The following is a 15,757-nucleotide window of genomic DNA, read 5'->3' on the forward strand; positions in this document are numbered from 1 at the left end:
ATTTGAATTCAAAAGAAAACCATATCGACGACTTGATTGCAAGTTGCAAACAAAACAATCAAAAAGCACAATTCGAAATTTACAATCGATATGCAAAGGCTATGTATAATGTAGCGCTCCGCATTGTAAAGGACAGCCATTATGCCGAAGATGTGATGCAAGAAAGTTTCTTGAAAGCCTTTACTAAAATTGACGATTACAAACAAGAAGTGGCTTTTGGTGCTTGGCTTAAAAGAATAGTTGTCAATCGAAGTATCGATTTTTTGAAAAAAAACAATGTTTTTAAAACAGAAGATTTGGAAAATACCATTTTCAAACTGGAAGATCAAACTGAAAATTGTGTCGATATAGTCGAATTTAAAGAGCTAAAAGTAAAACAAATTATAGACTGTATTGGAACACTTAAATACAATTATCAAGTGGTATTGAGCTTGCATTTTATTGAAGGTTACGACCAAGAAGAAATTAGCGAAATATTACAGATAAGTTATGCCAATGTGAGAACCACATTGAGTAGAGCAAAAGAAAATTTACGAAAAAAACTGGAGGAATTATGAAAAAGGAAAATGAAAATTGGAATGAATTATTTGAAACTTGGCAAGACGAATGGGATGTAACACCATTGCCAGAAGGTCACGAGAACAGATTTAAAAATAAACTCAAACAAAAAAAATCATTTAAAAAGTATTTGATTCCGTTAAGTATTGCTGCTTCACTATTGCTAATGATGACAATCACACTTTTCAATAAAGCAGCACCGCCAACGCCCAACTTGCATTTTGCATCTCAAGAAACCAAGCAAACCGATTCGATTTTTACAGTAATAATCAAAAAAGAGCTGGATAAACTCAATGAAAAAGAATCGCCTGAAAACAAAAAAATAATTGCCGATGCTTTACAGCAAATGAAAGTTCTTGATGCAGATTATGAAAAAATAATTCTAGAACTCGAGAAAAATGGCGAAAGCAAACCCATTTTACAGGCTATGATTGCCAATTTACAAACCCGAATTTCATTTTTGCAAACGGTGCTTCAGCACATTGAAGAAAACGAACGAAAAATAAACATACCCGATGAAAAAACAATGTAAACTACTTCTTCTACTGCTTTTTCTTCCATTTTTAGCGCAAGCGAATTCAGATGATTTTGCACACAGCAAGCAAAAAAATATTAAAAAAGCATATTATGTCAACGCTGATGCCTCGGTAGCAATTGACAATTCCTACGGAAATATAACCGTAACTACTTGGAATCAAGATATCATCGAAATTGATGTTTTAATAAAAGTAAGTGGGGATAATGAAAAATATGTAAACCAGCGAATTGATAATATTTCAGTTACTATCACAGCCTTAAAAAATCTGGTAAGTACCAAAACTATTCTTGAAAACACTTCATACAGCGGAAAAAGTAAAAACAACAACTTTGAAATCAATTACACCATTAAAATTCCCACTAAAGGAAGTGTTAAATTAGTAAACAAATACGGTTCTATATTGGTTGCCGATATCAATGCTGATGCCGATATCACATGCAAATACGGAAAAGTGACTATGGGAAATGTATCAGGAAATAGTGAATATAATTTAGAGTATTGTTCTAATTCTAGCATGAGTTCATTGCGCACGGGAACAATACAGGCCAAATACTCGAGTATAAAAATCGCCGAAGTTGGCAAACTCGATTTAAACGCTGATTATACTGATGTAGAAATTACCAACGCTGACATGATCAGATACGATTGCACGTACGGAAAAATTAAATTTGATGCAGTTCATGTTCTTGAAGGTACAGGTAATTATTTAACCATCCGTCTTGGCGAAGTGTCCAACGCCTTAAAACTAGCTACACAATATAGTTCATTGACCGTTCAAAACCTTTCTGCTAAAGCCAATAATGTAAGCATAAAAGGCGATTATACCGGAATTAATTTAGGATATCACCCTAATTACGCATTTGACTTTGATGTCACTCTAAAATACGCTAATTTTAAATATTCATCTAATTTAGAAATAGATAACAAAGAAGAAGTTTCAAATAATAAACGCTACGAGGGGTTTCATAAAAAGCGAGGACAAAACACAATCACAATTACATCCGGATACGGAAATGTTGCATTAACACAAAACCAATAGACAACAATAACTATGAAAAAGACAAAACAATTAGCACTTACTTTGGCCATTTTAGCAACTTCTTTTGCGCAAGCGCAAAGGTCTAGCAAAGGAAAAATAACAGGAAATGGCAACGTAATTACCCAACAAAAAACTACTGCAAGTTATGATGGAATTGCTGCAACAGGCTTTTTTGATGTGGTTTTAGTCGAAGGAAAAGAGGGCAACATTACCATAAAAGGCGAAGAAAATTTACTAGAATACATCAACATTTCAGTTGAAAATAATCAATTGAAGATTGCATCCGAAAAAAACAAATACATCAGCCCAAGTAAAGGAAAAGAAATTATCATCACAGTTCCTTTTGAGTCCATTTCAAAGGTGGCGATGACTGGATCAGGTGATGTTACCACAAAAAATCCTATTGAATCAAAATCTTTTCAAGTTCAATTAACTGGTTCTGGTGATATGAATTTAGATGTGCGTGCTACCAACGTTGATGTAACTTTAACTGGGTCTGGCGACATTAATTTAAGTGGCTCTACTGCTAAAATTACCACCGTATTAAGTGGTTCAGGCGATATCGACACTAGCAAACTGAAAGCACAAAATGCTGATGCAACAGTTTCAGGTTCTGGAGATACTACCGTTTATTGCACCGAAATGATTCGCGCGCGAGTTTCAGGATCGGGTGATATTCAATACAAAGGCGACCCAAAGAAAAAAGATACTAAAGTAAACTTCTCTGGCTCAATTTCTAAGGCCTAGTAAGAAATATTTAAAATTATAGAAAGGTGTTTTAGTTATCTAAAGCACCTTTTTTTGGTACTTTATTTAACAAAACAATCGCCGTTAGAAAAAACAACGCTAAAATTACGATAGCTGTTCGAGGGCTTCCGGTTACTTGATCTACAACACCGTAAACAATCATTCCAATTACAATTCCTATTTTCTCGGCTACGTCATAAAAACTAAAAAATGAAGCTGTGTCTTCTGTCTCCGGCAATAATTTTGAATACGTACTGCGAGACAAAGACTGAATTCCGCCCATTACCAATCCAATACAACCAGCCATAATATAAAATTCTGTAGGTTGTGTAATGAAATAAGCCAATGCACATAAAACCAACCAAATGCTATTGATTGCAATTAGAGTTGGAATATTACCAAAACGACCTGATGCCTTTGATGTTAAAAAAGCGCCCAAAACTGCTACTAATTGAATCAATAAAATACATATTATTAGCCCAATGGTTCCCTCCTCTTTTGTACTCCATTCTATTTCTTGAGCACCAAAATAGGTGGCTACCAACATCACCGTTTGAACAGCCATACTTGACACGAAAAAACTACGCAAGTAGCGCGACAGCGGAATATTTTGTTGTAGTAACTGCCAAACTTTTTTTAATTCTTTGAAGCCGTTAAAAACAACTGATTTACTGATTTTTTGATTTTTAACCGCACTTCCTTTCGGTAAAAAGTAATACGAATATTGACTGAATAAAACCCACCAAACACCCACCATTACAAAGGAATAACGCATGGCTTTCATGGCTGCCTCGCCATCGGTTCCTGTTATGCCAAACAATTTTGGCTTCATGATCATCCCAAGATTGATGACTAATAAAATCACACTTCCCACGTAGCCCATTGAATACCCTTTGGCACTAATGCTATCCTGCTGCTCCGGAAAAGCAATATCTGGCAAATACGAGTTGTAAAATACCAAACTGCCCCAATAACCTATCAAACCCAAGAAATAAAACAATAAACCGGTATAAATGGAATCCAAATTAAACCAATACAATCCCATACACGAGAGTGCACCCATGTAACAGAAGAATTTCATAAACGACTTTTTGTCGCCTAAATAATCAGCTATTCCGGAAAGTAAGGGAGACAAAAACGACACAACTAAAAAAGCAAATGCAGTAACGAAACTAATTAAGGCAGAGTTTTTTAAATGCAAACCAAAAACATCTATGTAATGATCACGCTCTGCAAAAAGTGCTTCATAAAAAATTGGAAATACCGCCGAAGCAATCGTTAAGGTATACACAGAGTTTGCCCAATCGTAAAATGCCCAAGCATTTAATAATTTCTTACTTCCTTTTTCAAGCTGTACCATAGAATTTTATTTACTGCACGAATTTATTTCTTTTTCACGTAACTCAAGCCTATTGATATAAAAATTTATCTAAAGATAACCTGAGCTTTTTAGCAAAGTACTTCATGATACAAAATAAAAAAGGCTAACTGTACTCAGTTAGCCTGTATTACTTCTCTAAAAATAAAATTATTTCAAGACTCCAACTTGTGCTGCAATAGCTTTAGCTTCTGGAATAAAAGCTTGTAAATTAGCTATACGAGTTGCATCAGATGGGTGCGTACTCATGAATTCTGGCGGTGCTTGGCCACCAGATTTTGCTGACATACGTTGCCAAAATGCAATAGATTGCTCTGGGTTGTATCCTGCAATAGCCATCAATGTCAAGCCAATTTTATCCGCTTCTGTTTCGTGGTTTCGGCTAAATGGTAACATAACTCCAAATTGTGAACCTAAACCATAGGCTTGACCAATAATTTGCTGCGTTCTTTCACTTTTACCTGATACTCCTACCGCTATTACTTGACCAAGAACCTCTTGAGCTTGTCCCGCACTCATACGTTGTGCGCCATGATCAGCCAAAGCATGTGATACTTCATGCCCCATTACAGTTGCTAATCCTGCATCATCTTTAGTAATTGGTAAAATACCTGAATATACCACAATTTTTCCACCGGGCATACACCAAGCATTGACCTCTTTGCTATCAACTAGTTTATATTCCCACTGATAATCTTTTAGATACTCTGCTTTTCCCAAATAAGTTAAGTATTTTTCTGCTGCTGCTTTAATTCGGAAACCAATCGCTTCCACTTTTCTTGATTCAGCCGTACCCGTAATTACTTTATTTTCTTTTAAAAAAGTTCCGTATTGCTGAAATGAAGATGGGAATAATGCGCTATTCGAAACAATATTAAAATTCTTTTTACCTGTTATCGGATTGGTTGAGCAAGCTACTACAAGTGCAACTACTGCTAATCCTGCTATTAAATTTTTTTTCATGATATTTGGTTTTGATTGACAACAAAAATACAATTAATATTCACGCTCAATTTATACAATTAACAAAAAAAGTAACATCATTTTGTGCTCTAACCTTTGATATGTAATACTGAAAAACTTTTTTCAACAAACAAAAATCCATTTTGAATGTAGAAATTCGAATCTAATGAAACAGCAACTGTATCAATTTCAATGGAACGAATTTCAAAAGGCAAACCAATTAAATTTATTTTGTAGTTCTTGTATGAAGTTTCAAATTTCCCCTCTTTATGTTGCTGAATCATAAGTTCGTTTTCTTTACCCGTTAATTGAAAAGAGAGCAAACTGAACCTGCCTTTTTTATAATCGTAACCGTCTTGTGCGTCTTCGTAAACTACTGATTTTTCTTTTCCATTTTTGAAATAAACGTCTAAAGTCAATTCTTCAAAAGTCAGTTCGCCAACATATTGTTGCACTGGATATTTTGGAATAATAGCACCTGCTTTGACAAAAAGTGGAATTTGATCAAAATCAGTATCAATCCAAAGTTCTTTTCCGCCCGTCATTGCTGTATTATTCCAGTAATTATACCATTGCCCTCGCGGAATGTACAATCTTCGACCCAAAGCATTAGGTTCAAGTATTGGGCATACCATAATTTGATTTCCAAAAATAAATTCGTCGTTACGGTAATGCGTTTGAATATCATCTTGGTCAAAATAAACTAGTGGTTTTAACATCGGAACACCTTCTTTGATATACTGCCAAAACATGGTGTACAAATACGGAAGTAATTGGTACCTCAGATTAACAAATTTTCGAGTAATATTAAGAACCTCTTCATCAAATGCCCAAGGTTCTTGATGCCCATGATCGCCCGAAGAATGCGTTCTACAAAATGGATGAAAGACGCCCAATTGAATCCAACGCGCGTACAACTCCCCCGAAGGTTGCTCTGCAAAACCACCGATATCAGAGCCTGTGAAGCCCATTCCCGAAAGTGATAAACGTTGCACTTGAATATTAGCCAACCACAAATGCTCCCATGTTGCCACATTATCACCTGTCCAAGACGAAGTGTAGCGTTGCGCTCCTGCAAAAGCTGATCTGGTAATGACAAAAGGTCTTTTAGGATAGGCATATCTTTTGACACCATGATAGGTAGCACGCGCCATCTGCGTTCCGTAAATATTATGCGCTTTTCGATGGCTGCAAGGGTTTCCGTCATAATCGTGACGTACATCCATAGGAAATGTTTTGTTTGGCACTTCCATTACAGCAGGTTCATTCATATCGTTCCAAACTCCTTTTACCCCAATATCTGAAACTAGTTCTTTGAATAAAGTTGCCCACCACTCACGTACGACTGGATTGGTAAAATCAGGAAAATTACATTCGCCAGGCCATACTTTTCCTTTCATATACGGCCCATCGGCTCTTTTGCAAAAATAATCTTTAGCTAAAGCTTCTTGGTAAATGGCATATTCCTTATCGATTTTTATGCCGGGATCAATAATTACGATTGTTTTGAATCCATCTTCGGCCAACTCTGCGACCATGCGCTTTGGGTCCGGAAAATGCGACTTGTTCCAGGTAAAACACCTGAAACCATCCATATAATCAATATCTAAATAAATCGCATCACACGGAATTTTTAGCTCTCTGAAAGTCGCTGCAATCTCCTTAACATTGCTCTCCGGAAAATAACTCCACTTGCACTGATGATAACCCAAAGCCCACAAAGGCGGTAGTTCAGGCTTGCCAGTTAAATCAGTGTAAGTAGTAACTACATCCTGCATTTGAGGACCATAAATAAAGTAATAATTCATTTCGCCACCTTCGGCCCAAAAACTAGTTACGTTGCGACGCTCATGGCAAAAATCAAAAAAAGTACGGAAAGTATTGTCAAAGAAAATTCCATAAGATTGCTTGTTGTGTAAGCCAATATAAAAAGGAACTATTTTATACAAAGGCTCTTGATCTTTTTGGTACGCGTACTGATCGGTGGCAAAATTTTCGAGTCGTTTTCCCTTCAAATTCATCTGAGTAGCTTTGTCACCTAAGCCATAAAAACATTCTCCGTCTCTGGAAGTTTTACTCATTTTGACAATGTTTCCGCCATATTCGTAACTTTCTTCCCAATGAAAACCGAGTTCATCTTCAAGAATTACGTGATTGTTTTTGTCTAAAATAGAAACGCGCAAATCAGCTTTTTGAATAATGCAATTCACTTTGCTCGTGGTAATGCAGTAAGATTGCTCTAGTTCATTAAAATCTAAAAAATTATATCCATGTGTATGACTTTTATCAATTGCATACGAAAAATCAGTACTAAAATATCCTTTTGTGGTATATCGAAATCGAATTAAACTATCACGGAGCACCGTAATTTTTAGGATAACATTATTCTCTGAATGAAAATAAAAAGAATCGACGTTTTGTTCTACTAAAACAATTCTTGACGGATAGGTATCTCCTTTGTACTCTAACGAAGTATTTGTAATCATGAGCTGTGTTATTTTGACTAAACCTAGTAAATCGAAAAGCCACTTAAGGTAAATTAAATGGCTTTGGATTTTATTTAAACAATTTTAAAAAGAACTACACTCAAAGGCGGAAGTGTAATTGCAACCGAATAATCTCTGCCATCATAAGGAATGGCTTCAACAGCTAATTTTGAGGTATTCAAAACGCCACTGCCTGCGTATTGCGTGTCATCACTATTGAATATTTCTTGAAGTTTACCCGTACGTGGCATACCAATTTTATAATCCTGACGAACCACTTGGGTAAAATTGCAAACTACAATTACATCCTCACTGGAATTTTTTCCTTTTCTAATAAAAGAGAGTACTGCATTTTGATGATCAGAATAATTGATCCATTCAAAACCACCGCCCTCAAATTGTTTTTCATGAAGGGCTGTTTCTTTTTTGTACAAAGCATTCAAATCGGTAATGAGTTTTTTAATTCCCAAATGTTTGGGTTGCTCGAGCAAATGCCAATCTAAGCTAGCTTCGAAATTCCACTCTTTTTCTTGCGCAAATTCGTTACCCATAAAAAGCAATTTGGCTCCCGGATGTGCAAACATGTAACCGTATAACAATCTGAGGTTTGCAAATCGTTGCCAATCATCGCCGGGCATTCTGCCTAAAATGGATTTTTTTCCGTAAACTACTTCGTCATGAGACAAAGGCAACATAAAATTCTCAGAAAAAGCATAAGTCATCGAAAAAGTCAAATCATTTTGATGGTATTTTCTATAAACAGTTTCTTTTTTGAAATAATCTAAAGTGTCATGCATCCAACCCATCATCCATTTCATCCCAAAACCCAAACCTCCGATAGATGTTGGTCGAGATACCATAGGAAAAGAAGTGCTCTCTTCGGCTATCGTTTGCACACCTTCATAATTAGAATAAACAGCTTCATTAAATTCTTTTAAAAAACTGATCGTTTCTAGATTTTCTCTTCCGCCATAAATATTCGGCTCCCATTCACCATTATTTCTTGAATAATCTAAATATAACATTGAAGCTACAGCATCAACTCGCAACGCATCAACGTGATAGTGATCTAACCAAAATAATGCATTACTTATCAAAAAGGAACGTACTTCGTTTCGTCCGTAATTAAAGACTAAACTTTTCCAATCAGGGTGATAACCTTTTCTTCTGTCAGGATGTTCAAAAAGATTCGATCCATCAAAAAAACCAAGACCATGAGCATCATCCGGAAAATGTGATGGAACCCAATCTAGAATTACTCCAATTTCGGCTTTATGCAATTCATTGACCAATTGCATGAATTCTTGTGGATTACCAAAGCGCGAAGTTGGCGCAAAATACCCAACCAATTGATACCCCCATGAAGGATCGTACGGATACTCCATGATGGGCATAAATTCAACATGAGTAAAACCCATTTCCTTTACATACTTAACCAAATCCTGAGCTAATTCTGCATAGGATAAAAAGCGATTGCCATCAACATGACGTTTCCAAGAGCCTAGATGTACCTCATAAACTGAGTAAGGTTTATCTAAATTATTGTGTTTTTGTCTGTTTTTAATCCAATTACTATCGTTCCATTTGTGCTCTAAATCCCAAACAATTGATGCCGTTTTAGGTGGATGTTCACAATAAAAAGCAAAAGGATCAGCTTTTTCTGCTACAACACCTCCATTATTTGATTCTATAAAATATTTGTACGCAGTTCCCTTTTGCACGCCTGGTATAAAGCCTTCCCAAATACCTGATGAGTCCCAACGTACGAATAGAGCGTGTTCTCCTTTATTCCAGAAATTAAAATCTCCAATCACTGAAACTTGGCGTGCTGATGGTGCCCAAACAGCAAAATAAACACCGGCCACACCATCGATTGTTGTGAGGTGCGCTCCTAATTTTTCATAAAGCCGAAAATGTTTGCCTGCTTTAAATAAATCAATATCAAAATCGGTAAAAAGAGAATGTGTGATAACTGTACTCATAAGAGGTGGATGTGCTGCTAACTAATTGTAAGTAAAAACTTTTTTTGTGTTTAAGATTTATTTAATCTCATAATTATCTGGGATTGTGACTCCTTTTTTAACCACAACAATTCCATCTTTAATGGCGTACAATTCATTTGAAAAATCAGCTAAATGAGCACCGCCACTGATATGAACATCATTTCCGATACGGCAGTTTTTGTCAATTAAAGCATTTTTTAAGAAACATCTTTCTCCAATTCCAACCAATTGGCGTCCGTTATTAATATCGGCGGTCATTTCATCAATATTTTGATAAAAATCATTACCCATAACATAACAATTCTCAATTACTGTTCCTTCTCCAACACGAGAACGAATCCCTATGACAGAATTCATAATTTCTTTGGCATTTAAAATGCAACCTTCAGAAATCAGCGAACGATCAACCATGGTTTTTTGAAATTTAGATGGCGGTAACAAACGAGGTCTGGTAAAAATTTTATTATCGTTGTCAAATAAATTAAACTTAGGTAAATCCTCTGTCAATCCGATATTAGCTTCAAAAAACGAATCAATATTTCCAATGTCAGTCCAGTATCCTTCGTACTGATAGCTTAATATTTTTTTGTTACCAACGGCTTGCGGAATGATCTCTTTACCAAAATCTTTAGTTTCTTTATTGGCCATGATATCAATGAGCAATTGACGATTGAAAATATAAATTCCCATCGATGCTAGGTAGTTTTTACCTTCTGATTTCATTTGTTCACTTACATCAGATTCCCAATCTGGTAATAATTCTTTCGCTGGTTTTTCAATAAACGATTCAATTTCACTAGCGCTATTGGTCTTTAAAATCCCAAATTCTGGGGCATCTTTGGCATTTACTGGCAAAGTTGCAATAGTAATGTCTGCCTCGTTTTTGATGTGCTCTTCAACCATATCATTAAAATCCATTTGATACAATTGATCTCCTGAAAGAATTAAAGCATAATCAAAATCATGATTTAAAAAATGAGGCATACACTGTCTTACCGCATCAGCAGTACCTTGAAACCAAGTGGGGTTATCTGGAGTTTGCTCGGCGGCCAAAATATCAACAAAAGCATGACTAAAAATACTAAAATTATAGGTGTTTTTTATATGCGCATTAAGCGAAGCTGAGTTGAACTGAGTTAAAACGAACATTCTATAAATATCTGAATTCATACAATTAGAAATCGGGATATCTACTAAACGGTACTTTCCTCCAATGGGAACAGCGGGTTTAGAACGTGTCTCAGTAAGGGGGAACAATCGTGAACCTTGTCCTCCACCCAAAATAATGGCAATTACATTTTTCTTTTTAGCTTTCATTATGTGATATAATTAGGTTGTACATTTCTATATATTCTTGACAAACTCGCTCCCAAGAATGATCGGTTTGCATGGCTTTCTTTATTAATTGATTCAAATGCTTTTTGTCTTGAAATAAGTCTACCGCACGACCTATCGAGTAAACTATATCATCTGCCGATGCTTGGTCATGACAAATACCATTACCATCATCGCCAAAATCAATAACAGTGTCGCGCAAACCACCTGTTCGACGAACAATTGGAATGGTTCCGTATCTTAAGGCGTACATTTGGTTTAAACCACATGGTTCCACTCTTGACGGCATCAATATAAAGTCAGAACCAGCATAAATCAAATGTGCTAATTCCTCATTATAACCGATAAAAGTGTTATAGTTACCCTCAAATTCAGTTAAAAGTCCATTTAATTGTTGTTCAATAACTTCATTTCCTGAACCTAAAATTAAGATATTAATAGATTTGTAATGTGCATTCAACGATCGTGATGCAGCTTCAGGTAGTAAGTCTCCGCCTTTTTCGTCAAAAAGTCTGCCTATAAAACTGAATAATGGCTTTTCGGGATCGAAATTAAAAAGGGAACATAATTTGTTCTTGTTTTCTTGCTTTCCTTTCTGAACAGTAGTCAAAGAATAATTTTTTGCAAGCATTACATCCTTTGCAGGATCCCAAACCTCAATATCTATTCCGTTCAAAATACCACGCGATTTAGATCTGACAGAGTTAAAAAGCGACTCTAAACCGTTAGCAAAATAATTTATTTCATTTAGGTAACTCGGAGAAACAGTCGTTACACCACCTGCGCATTTGACTGCAACAGCTAATGAATTGATACAATTGTCCCACTCTAAAAGTTTTACATGTTCTAAATCAAAAGGCGGTAAATAATACAATTTATCAAATCCAAATTGACCCTGATATAGTCCATTATGAATAGTAATCATAGTAGATATTGACCGTAATTTGGCATATTTATGACAATACAAGGTCATAAAAGGAATTAATCCTGTATGATGATCGTGACAGTTAAGCACATCTGGAATTTCTGCTCGACCTACAATCCAATCAAGTGTAGCTATTTGAAAAGATAAAAAACGCTCTATATCATCCTGATAACCATAAACTTGTTTTCGATCAAATAATTCAGGAATCTCAATCAGGTAAAGTTCGAAACCTAATTCATCAACTATTTGTTTGAGCACACTAAACGGAAAATTAAAATGCCCTAAAGTTACATTGCCCCAATGTACACATTCAAACTGATTTTCAGTTCTAAATTTAGTATCATAACAAGGCATTATAACCCTAACTTGATGACCCGCATTACATTGATATTTCGGTAAGGCACCCACCACGTCTGCCAAACCACCTACTTTTGCAACTGGATAACATTCGGCACTGATATGAAAAATTTCCATCGTGATAAAATCTATTTGAATTATTAAATTATTCCATTTTTAAACAAGCAATTTTTATAAGAAAGCTAAACCCAACAACTTTATAACTTTGTCTTTTCAACTACAACTTAAAAATACTACTTTTATGTTTTTCTAAATTTAGTAAAAAAAATACCAAAAACTCGACCGACTTGAAAATTTAATAAAATGACAAAAAAAAGTTCTCCTGCTACTGAATCATTGAAAATTCCTAAAATTATAGTGGTCCCAACTAAATTAATCTCTTTATTATCTGAGAGATTAACAGTGCTTTTAATTGCGAAAATTTTTACTACACCAGTAAAACACAAAATTCCCAAAAGAGAATTTCAAATGCTGCAAAAAAGCGGTAAAAGAAAGCTATATATTCCCTCTTTGAATCAAGATATTCAACTTTATGAAAACGGTGCATTCAATAAAAAAATCTTAATAGTTCATGGTTGGTCAGGCAGAGGGACACAATTGTTTAAAATATCAGATAATCTTCTTGCCGAAGGCTATTCAACCATAAGTTTTGACGCCCCAGCTCATGGCGCTTCCGCAGGAAACTCAAGTTTGATGGGAGATTTCATTGAATCTATACTTCAAATTGATAAAACTATGGGGCCTTTTGATGCCATTATTGGACACTCATTAGGAGGTATGGCTGTACTTAATGCTATGAAACAAGGTTTAAAAGTTACATGTGCTGTCGCTATTGGCAGCGGTGACATCATCGAAGAAGTGATAGAGAACTTTGTAAAAAAATTAGGTTTAAATTCAAAATATGCACCTTTACTAATAGGTCATTTTGAAAAAAAACTAGGTACAAAAATGAGTGAGCATGCCGCTTTCAGAGCCGCAAGCACAATTACAGTTCCTGTTTTGGTTCTGCACGATAAACATGATCCAGAAGTTCCTGTAACAACTGCACACCATATTTATAAGCATTTAAACAAAGGCGAATTAGAACTTACAGAAAATTTAGGACATCGAAAAATACTGGGAAATGCTGCCGTAATCTCTAAAATTATTACATTTATAAAAAGTCAAGAACTCAATTAAAAAGACAGTTATGAAATATCCAATAATAAAATCCGAGCAAGAGTGGAAAGAACAGCTTGGTGAAGAACGTTTTCGCATACTACGCTTAAAAGGCACCGAATATCCTCATACAGGGACTTATAACTTACACTTCGAAAAAGGAACTTACACCTGTGGAGCTTGTCATGAGCCTTTATTTGAAAGTGATTCAAAATTTGATGCACATTGTGGTTGGCCTTCATTTGATGAATCGATTCCAGGAAAAGTTCAATACATAGAAGATTCTTCACACGGCATGAAACGCACAGAGATTTTGTGTGCAAATTGTGGAAGCCATTTAGGACATGTTTTTAATGATGGCCCTACAAAAACAGGTCAAAGATATTGCGTCAATTCTTTATCCATAGATTTTAAAGAATAAAAAAATCATTAGCATTGCAGTTCTAATAAAAAAGGGTACCTAAATACCCTTTTTTACATTTGTAAGTTATGCTAAAAATGACTTTTTAAATGATGGCTTAACTCGTTTCTTGGTTGCTTGCTCAAATGCAAATCCTAATCCAATCAATTTCCCTTCTTGATATGGAGTACTAAAAAATGACAACCCTACAGGTAAATCATAAACCTGTCCACAAGGAACCGTAATATGTGGAAAACCAGTAACTGCAGCAGGTGATGTAAGTGAATAACTGCCCCATTTATCTCCGTAGACAGTATCAATACTACAAGAAGGTCCCATCGTTATACCACAAATTGCATCAAGTTTATTACTTTCAAAAACAGATTTTAAGAAAAATTTATTTTGAGTATTGCTAATTGATAAAGCTTCCGTATATTTCTTATCGGACAGAGCTCCTTTTTCTTCGGAACTTTCTAATGTTTCTTGTTTAAAAAATGGCATTGCTTCTTTTTCATTGGTTTTATTAAACGCTATGACATCCTTTAAATTTTTAACTTTTCCATTAGCAGAGGCTAAGTATTTATTGACTCCATCTTTAAATTCATACTGCAGTACTTCAAATTCTGATTGCCCAGTAGCATTAATTTTATCTATATAATCTATCTCTACAACTGTTGCTCCTTGTTTCCTCAAAATCGCAATAGCTGCATCTAACAAAGAGTTAATAGCGGAATTTGTACCTTGCGGCTTCTTCTCAATACCTATTCTTTTACCCTTAAGTGCATTAACATCTAAAAACTGAGTATAATCTTTTTCTATTTTTCCTTTGCTTTCTCTTGTAATGGTATCCAAAGGATCAATACCTGTAATTGCAGAAAGCAGTATAGCAGCATCTTCAACAGTTCTTGCCATCGGACCTGCGGTATCTTGAGTTGCAGAAATTGGAATGATACCACTTCTACTAACAAGCCCAACAGTAGGTTTAATCCCAACAATACCGTTTACAGATGAAGGACATACAATAGAGCCATCTGTTTCGGTACCAATAGCTACAACACATAAATTTGCTGAAACTGCGGTACCAGAGCCAGCACTTGAACCACAAGGATTACGATCTAAAAAATAAGGGTTTTTAGTTTGACCACCTCTACTGCTCCATCCAGAACTAGATTGAGTGGAACGGAAATTTGCCCATTCACTTAAATTAGTTTTACCTATTATAACAGCGCCAGCTTCACGTAATTTGCTAACTATAAAAGCATCTTTTTTGGCAATATTCCCACCAAGCGCTAGAGCTCCTGCTGTAGTTTGCATTTTGTCAGCAGTATCAATATTATCCTTGATTAAAACGGGAATTCCATGCAAAACCCCACGTTTTTTTCCGTTTTTCATCTCAACATCCATTGCTTTAGCAATTTCTAAAGCCTCAGGATTAACCTCAATAACAGAATTCAATTTTGCACTATTTTTGTCAATTGCCTCAATTCTATTTAAGTACAGAGTAACTAATTTTTCAGAACTATAGGTGCCATTTTCGATTTTTTTTTGCAAACTAGAAATAGTTTCCTCATCCAATTCAAAATCAATCTCAAAGTCGGAACCGTCGTTATCTGTTATAGCATTTTTTGCACCATCAGAGCAACTTGAAAGCAGAAGTGTACTTAGTCCGGCTGAAGCTAAGGTAGCAGTTGTTAAGAAGGATCTTCTTTTCATTGTGGTTAGTTATATAATGTTAGTTTTAATTTTTTACTAATATACTGCTAATTGTAAATAAATTTTAGACATTTTTATATATTCCTAAAGAATAATCCTCTAACACCTTCAAAACGCAAAAAACCCTCCCACACTTTAGTGTTGGAGAGTTTTACTA

Annotated in this window: 13 protein-coding genes; 6 read left to right on the forward strand and 7 right to left on the reverse strand. The window is 35.3% G+C overall.

Annotated features, from left to right (window positions below; genetic code table 11):
* Nucleotides 1-2: 2 nt before the first annotated feature.
* The 4 genes from KBJ98_RS10145 to KBJ98_RS10160 are packed head-to-tail and all read left to right on the forward strand — an operon-like array spanning nucleotide 3 to nucleotide 2,882.
* Complete coding sequence (locus tag KBJ98_RS10145; protein WP_210790303.1) at nucleotides 3-557, forward strand: RNA polymerase sigma factor; 555 nt, start codon at nucleotides 3-5, stop codon at nucleotides 555-557.
* The gene (locus tag KBJ98_RS10150) at nucleotides 554-1,090 is read left to right on the forward strand and encodes an anti-sigma factor (RefSeq protein WP_210790306.1); all 537 of its coding nucleotides are present in this window, start codon (nucleotides 554-556) and stop codon (nucleotides 1,088-1,090) included. The genes KBJ98_RS10145 and KBJ98_RS10150 overlap by 4 nt, the downstream gene beginning before the upstream one ends.
* A complete protein-coding gene (locus tag KBJ98_RS10155; RefSeq protein ID WP_210790309.1) occupies nucleotides 1,074-2,135 on the forward strand; it encodes a hypothetical protein in 1,062 nt (353 codons plus the stop codon). Before KBJ98_RS10150 ends, KBJ98_RS10155 begins: the two co-directional genes overlap by 17 nt.
* A 12-nt stretch (nucleotides 2,136-2,147) precedes the next feature.
* Nucleotides 2,148-2,882, forward strand: a complete 735-nt coding sequence (locus KBJ98_RS10160) for a head GIN domain-containing protein (RefSeq protein ID WP_210790312.1) — start codon at nucleotides 2,148-2,150, stop codon at nucleotides 2,880-2,882.
* A 31-nt stretch (nucleotides 2,883-2,913) separates the two neighbouring features.
* On the opposite strand, the gene KBJ98_RS10165 is transcribed toward KBJ98_RS10160, so the two are convergent.
* From KBJ98_RS10165 to KBJ98_RS10190, 6 genes are all read right to left on the reverse strand, one after another.
* A complete protein-coding gene (locus KBJ98_RS10165; protein ID WP_210790315.1) occupies nucleotides 2,914-4,242 on the reverse strand; it encodes an MFS transporter in 1,329 nt (442 codons plus the stop codon).
* A 168-nt stretch (nucleotides 4,243-4,410) separates the two neighbouring features.
* A complete protein-coding gene (locus KBJ98_RS10170) occupies nucleotides 4,411-5,223 on the reverse strand; it encodes a M48 family metallopeptidase (protein WP_210790317.1) in 813 nt (270 codons plus the stop codon).
* A gap of 89 nt (nucleotides 5,224-5,312) precedes the next feature.
* Nucleotides 5,313-7,709, reverse strand: coding sequence for a glycoside hydrolase family 31 protein (locus KBJ98_RS10175; protein WP_210790320.1), 2,397 nt, complete (start codon nucleotides 7,707-7,709; stop codon nucleotides 5,313-5,315).
* 74 nt (nucleotides 7,710-7,783) lie between these two features.
* Complete coding sequence (gene glgB, locus KBJ98_RS10180) at nucleotides 7,784-9,691, reverse strand: 1,4-alpha-glucan branching protein GlgB (protein WP_210790323.1); 1,908 nt, start codon at nucleotides 9,689-9,691, stop codon at nucleotides 7,784-7,786.
* Nucleotides 9,692-9,748: 57 nt separating this feature from the next.
* Entirely contained in the window at nucleotides 9,749-11,029 is a 1,281-nt protein-coding gene (locus tag KBJ98_RS10185; protein ID WP_210790326.1) for a glucose-1-phosphate adenylyltransferase, read from the reverse strand.
* The gene (locus KBJ98_RS10190) at nucleotides 11,019-12,446 is read right to left on the reverse strand and encodes a glycogen synthase (protein WP_210790329.1); all 1,428 of its coding nucleotides are present in this window, start codon (nucleotides 12,444-12,446) and stop codon (nucleotides 11,019-11,021) included. Before KBJ98_RS10190 ends, KBJ98_RS10185 begins: the two co-directional genes overlap by 11 nt.
* Nucleotides 12,447-12,632: 186 nt before the next feature.
* On the opposite strand from KBJ98_RS10190, the gene KBJ98_RS10195 reads away from it, so the two are divergent.
* Both KBJ98_RS10195 and msrB read left to right on the forward strand, forming a co-directional pair.
* Complete coding sequence (locus KBJ98_RS10195; RefSeq protein ID WP_210790331.1) at nucleotides 12,633-13,508, forward strand: alpha/beta fold hydrolase; 876 nt, start codon at nucleotides 12,633-12,635, stop codon at nucleotides 13,506-13,508.
* A 10-nt stretch (nucleotides 13,509-13,518) separates the two neighbouring features.
* Nucleotides 13,519-13,908: a peptide-methionine (R)-S-oxide reductase MsrB gene (gene msrB, locus KBJ98_RS10200; RefSeq protein ID WP_210790335.1), complete on the forward strand. Its 390-nt coding sequence runs from the start codon at nucleotides 13,519-13,521 to the stop codon at nucleotides 13,906-13,908.
* A 66-nt stretch (nucleotides 13,909-13,974) separates the two neighbouring features.
* Here msrB and KBJ98_RS10205 read toward each other — a convergent pair whose 3' ends face one another.
* Entirely contained in the window at nucleotides 13,975-15,600 is a 1,626-nt protein-coding gene (locus KBJ98_RS10205; RefSeq protein WP_210790338.1) for an amidase, read from the reverse strand.
* Between the last annotated feature and the right edge of the window lie 157 nt (nucleotides 15,601-15,757).

The organism is Flavobacterium erciyesense, from assembly GCF_018069925.1.
GTDB lineage: Bacteria > Bacteroidota > Bacteroidia > Flavobacteriales > Flavobacteriaceae > Flavobacterium > Flavobacterium erciyesense.

Bases quoted from the DNA above. Each gene is read 5' to 3' on its own strand.
- KBJ98_RS10150 (WP_210790306.1), top strand. From the start codon at position 554: ATGAAAAAGGAAAATGAAAATTGGAATGAATTATTTGAAACTTGGCAA.
- KBJ98_RS10155 (WP_210790309.1), top strand. From the start codon at position 1,074: ATGAAAAAACAATGTAAACTACTTCTTCTACTGCTTTTTCTTCCATTT.
- KBJ98_RS10160 (WP_210790312.1), top strand. From the start codon at position 2,148: ATGAAAAAGACAAAACAATTAGCACTTACTTTGGCCATTTTAGCAACT.
- KBJ98_RS10165 (WP_210790315.1), bottom strand. From the start codon at position 4,242: ATGGTACAGCTTGAAAAAGGAAGTAAGAAATTATTAAATGCTTGGGCA.
- KBJ98_RS10170 (WP_210790317.1), bottom strand. From the start codon at position 5,223: ATGAAAAAAAATTTAATAGCAGGATTAGCAGTAGTTGCACTTGTAGTA.
- KBJ98_RS10175 (WP_210790320.1), bottom strand. From the start codon at position 7,709: ATGATTACAAATACTTCGTTAGAGTACAAAGGAGATACCTATCCGTCA.
- glgB (WP_210790323.1), bottom strand. From the start codon at position 9,691: ATGAGTACAGTTATCACACATTCTCTTTTTACCGATTTTGATATTGAT.
- KBJ98_RS10185 (WP_210790326.1), bottom strand. From the start codon at position 11,029: ATGAAAGCTAAAAAGAAAAATGTAATTGCCATTATTTTGGGTGGAGGA.
- KBJ98_RS10190 (WP_210790329.1), bottom strand. From the start codon at position 12,446: ATGGAAATTTTTCATATCAGTGCCGAATGTTATCCAGTTGCAAAAGTA.
- KBJ98_RS10195 (WP_210790331.1), top strand. From the start codon at position 12,633: ATGACAAAAAAAAGTTCTCCTGCTACTGAATCATTGAAAATTCCTAAA.
- msrB (WP_210790335.1), top strand. From the start codon at position 13,519: ATGAAATATCCAATAATAAAATCCGAGCAAGAGTGGAAAGAACAGCTT.
- KBJ98_RS10205 (WP_210790338.1), bottom strand. From the start codon at position 15,600: ATGAAAAGAAGATCCTTCTTAACAACTGCTACCTTAGCTTCAGCCGGA.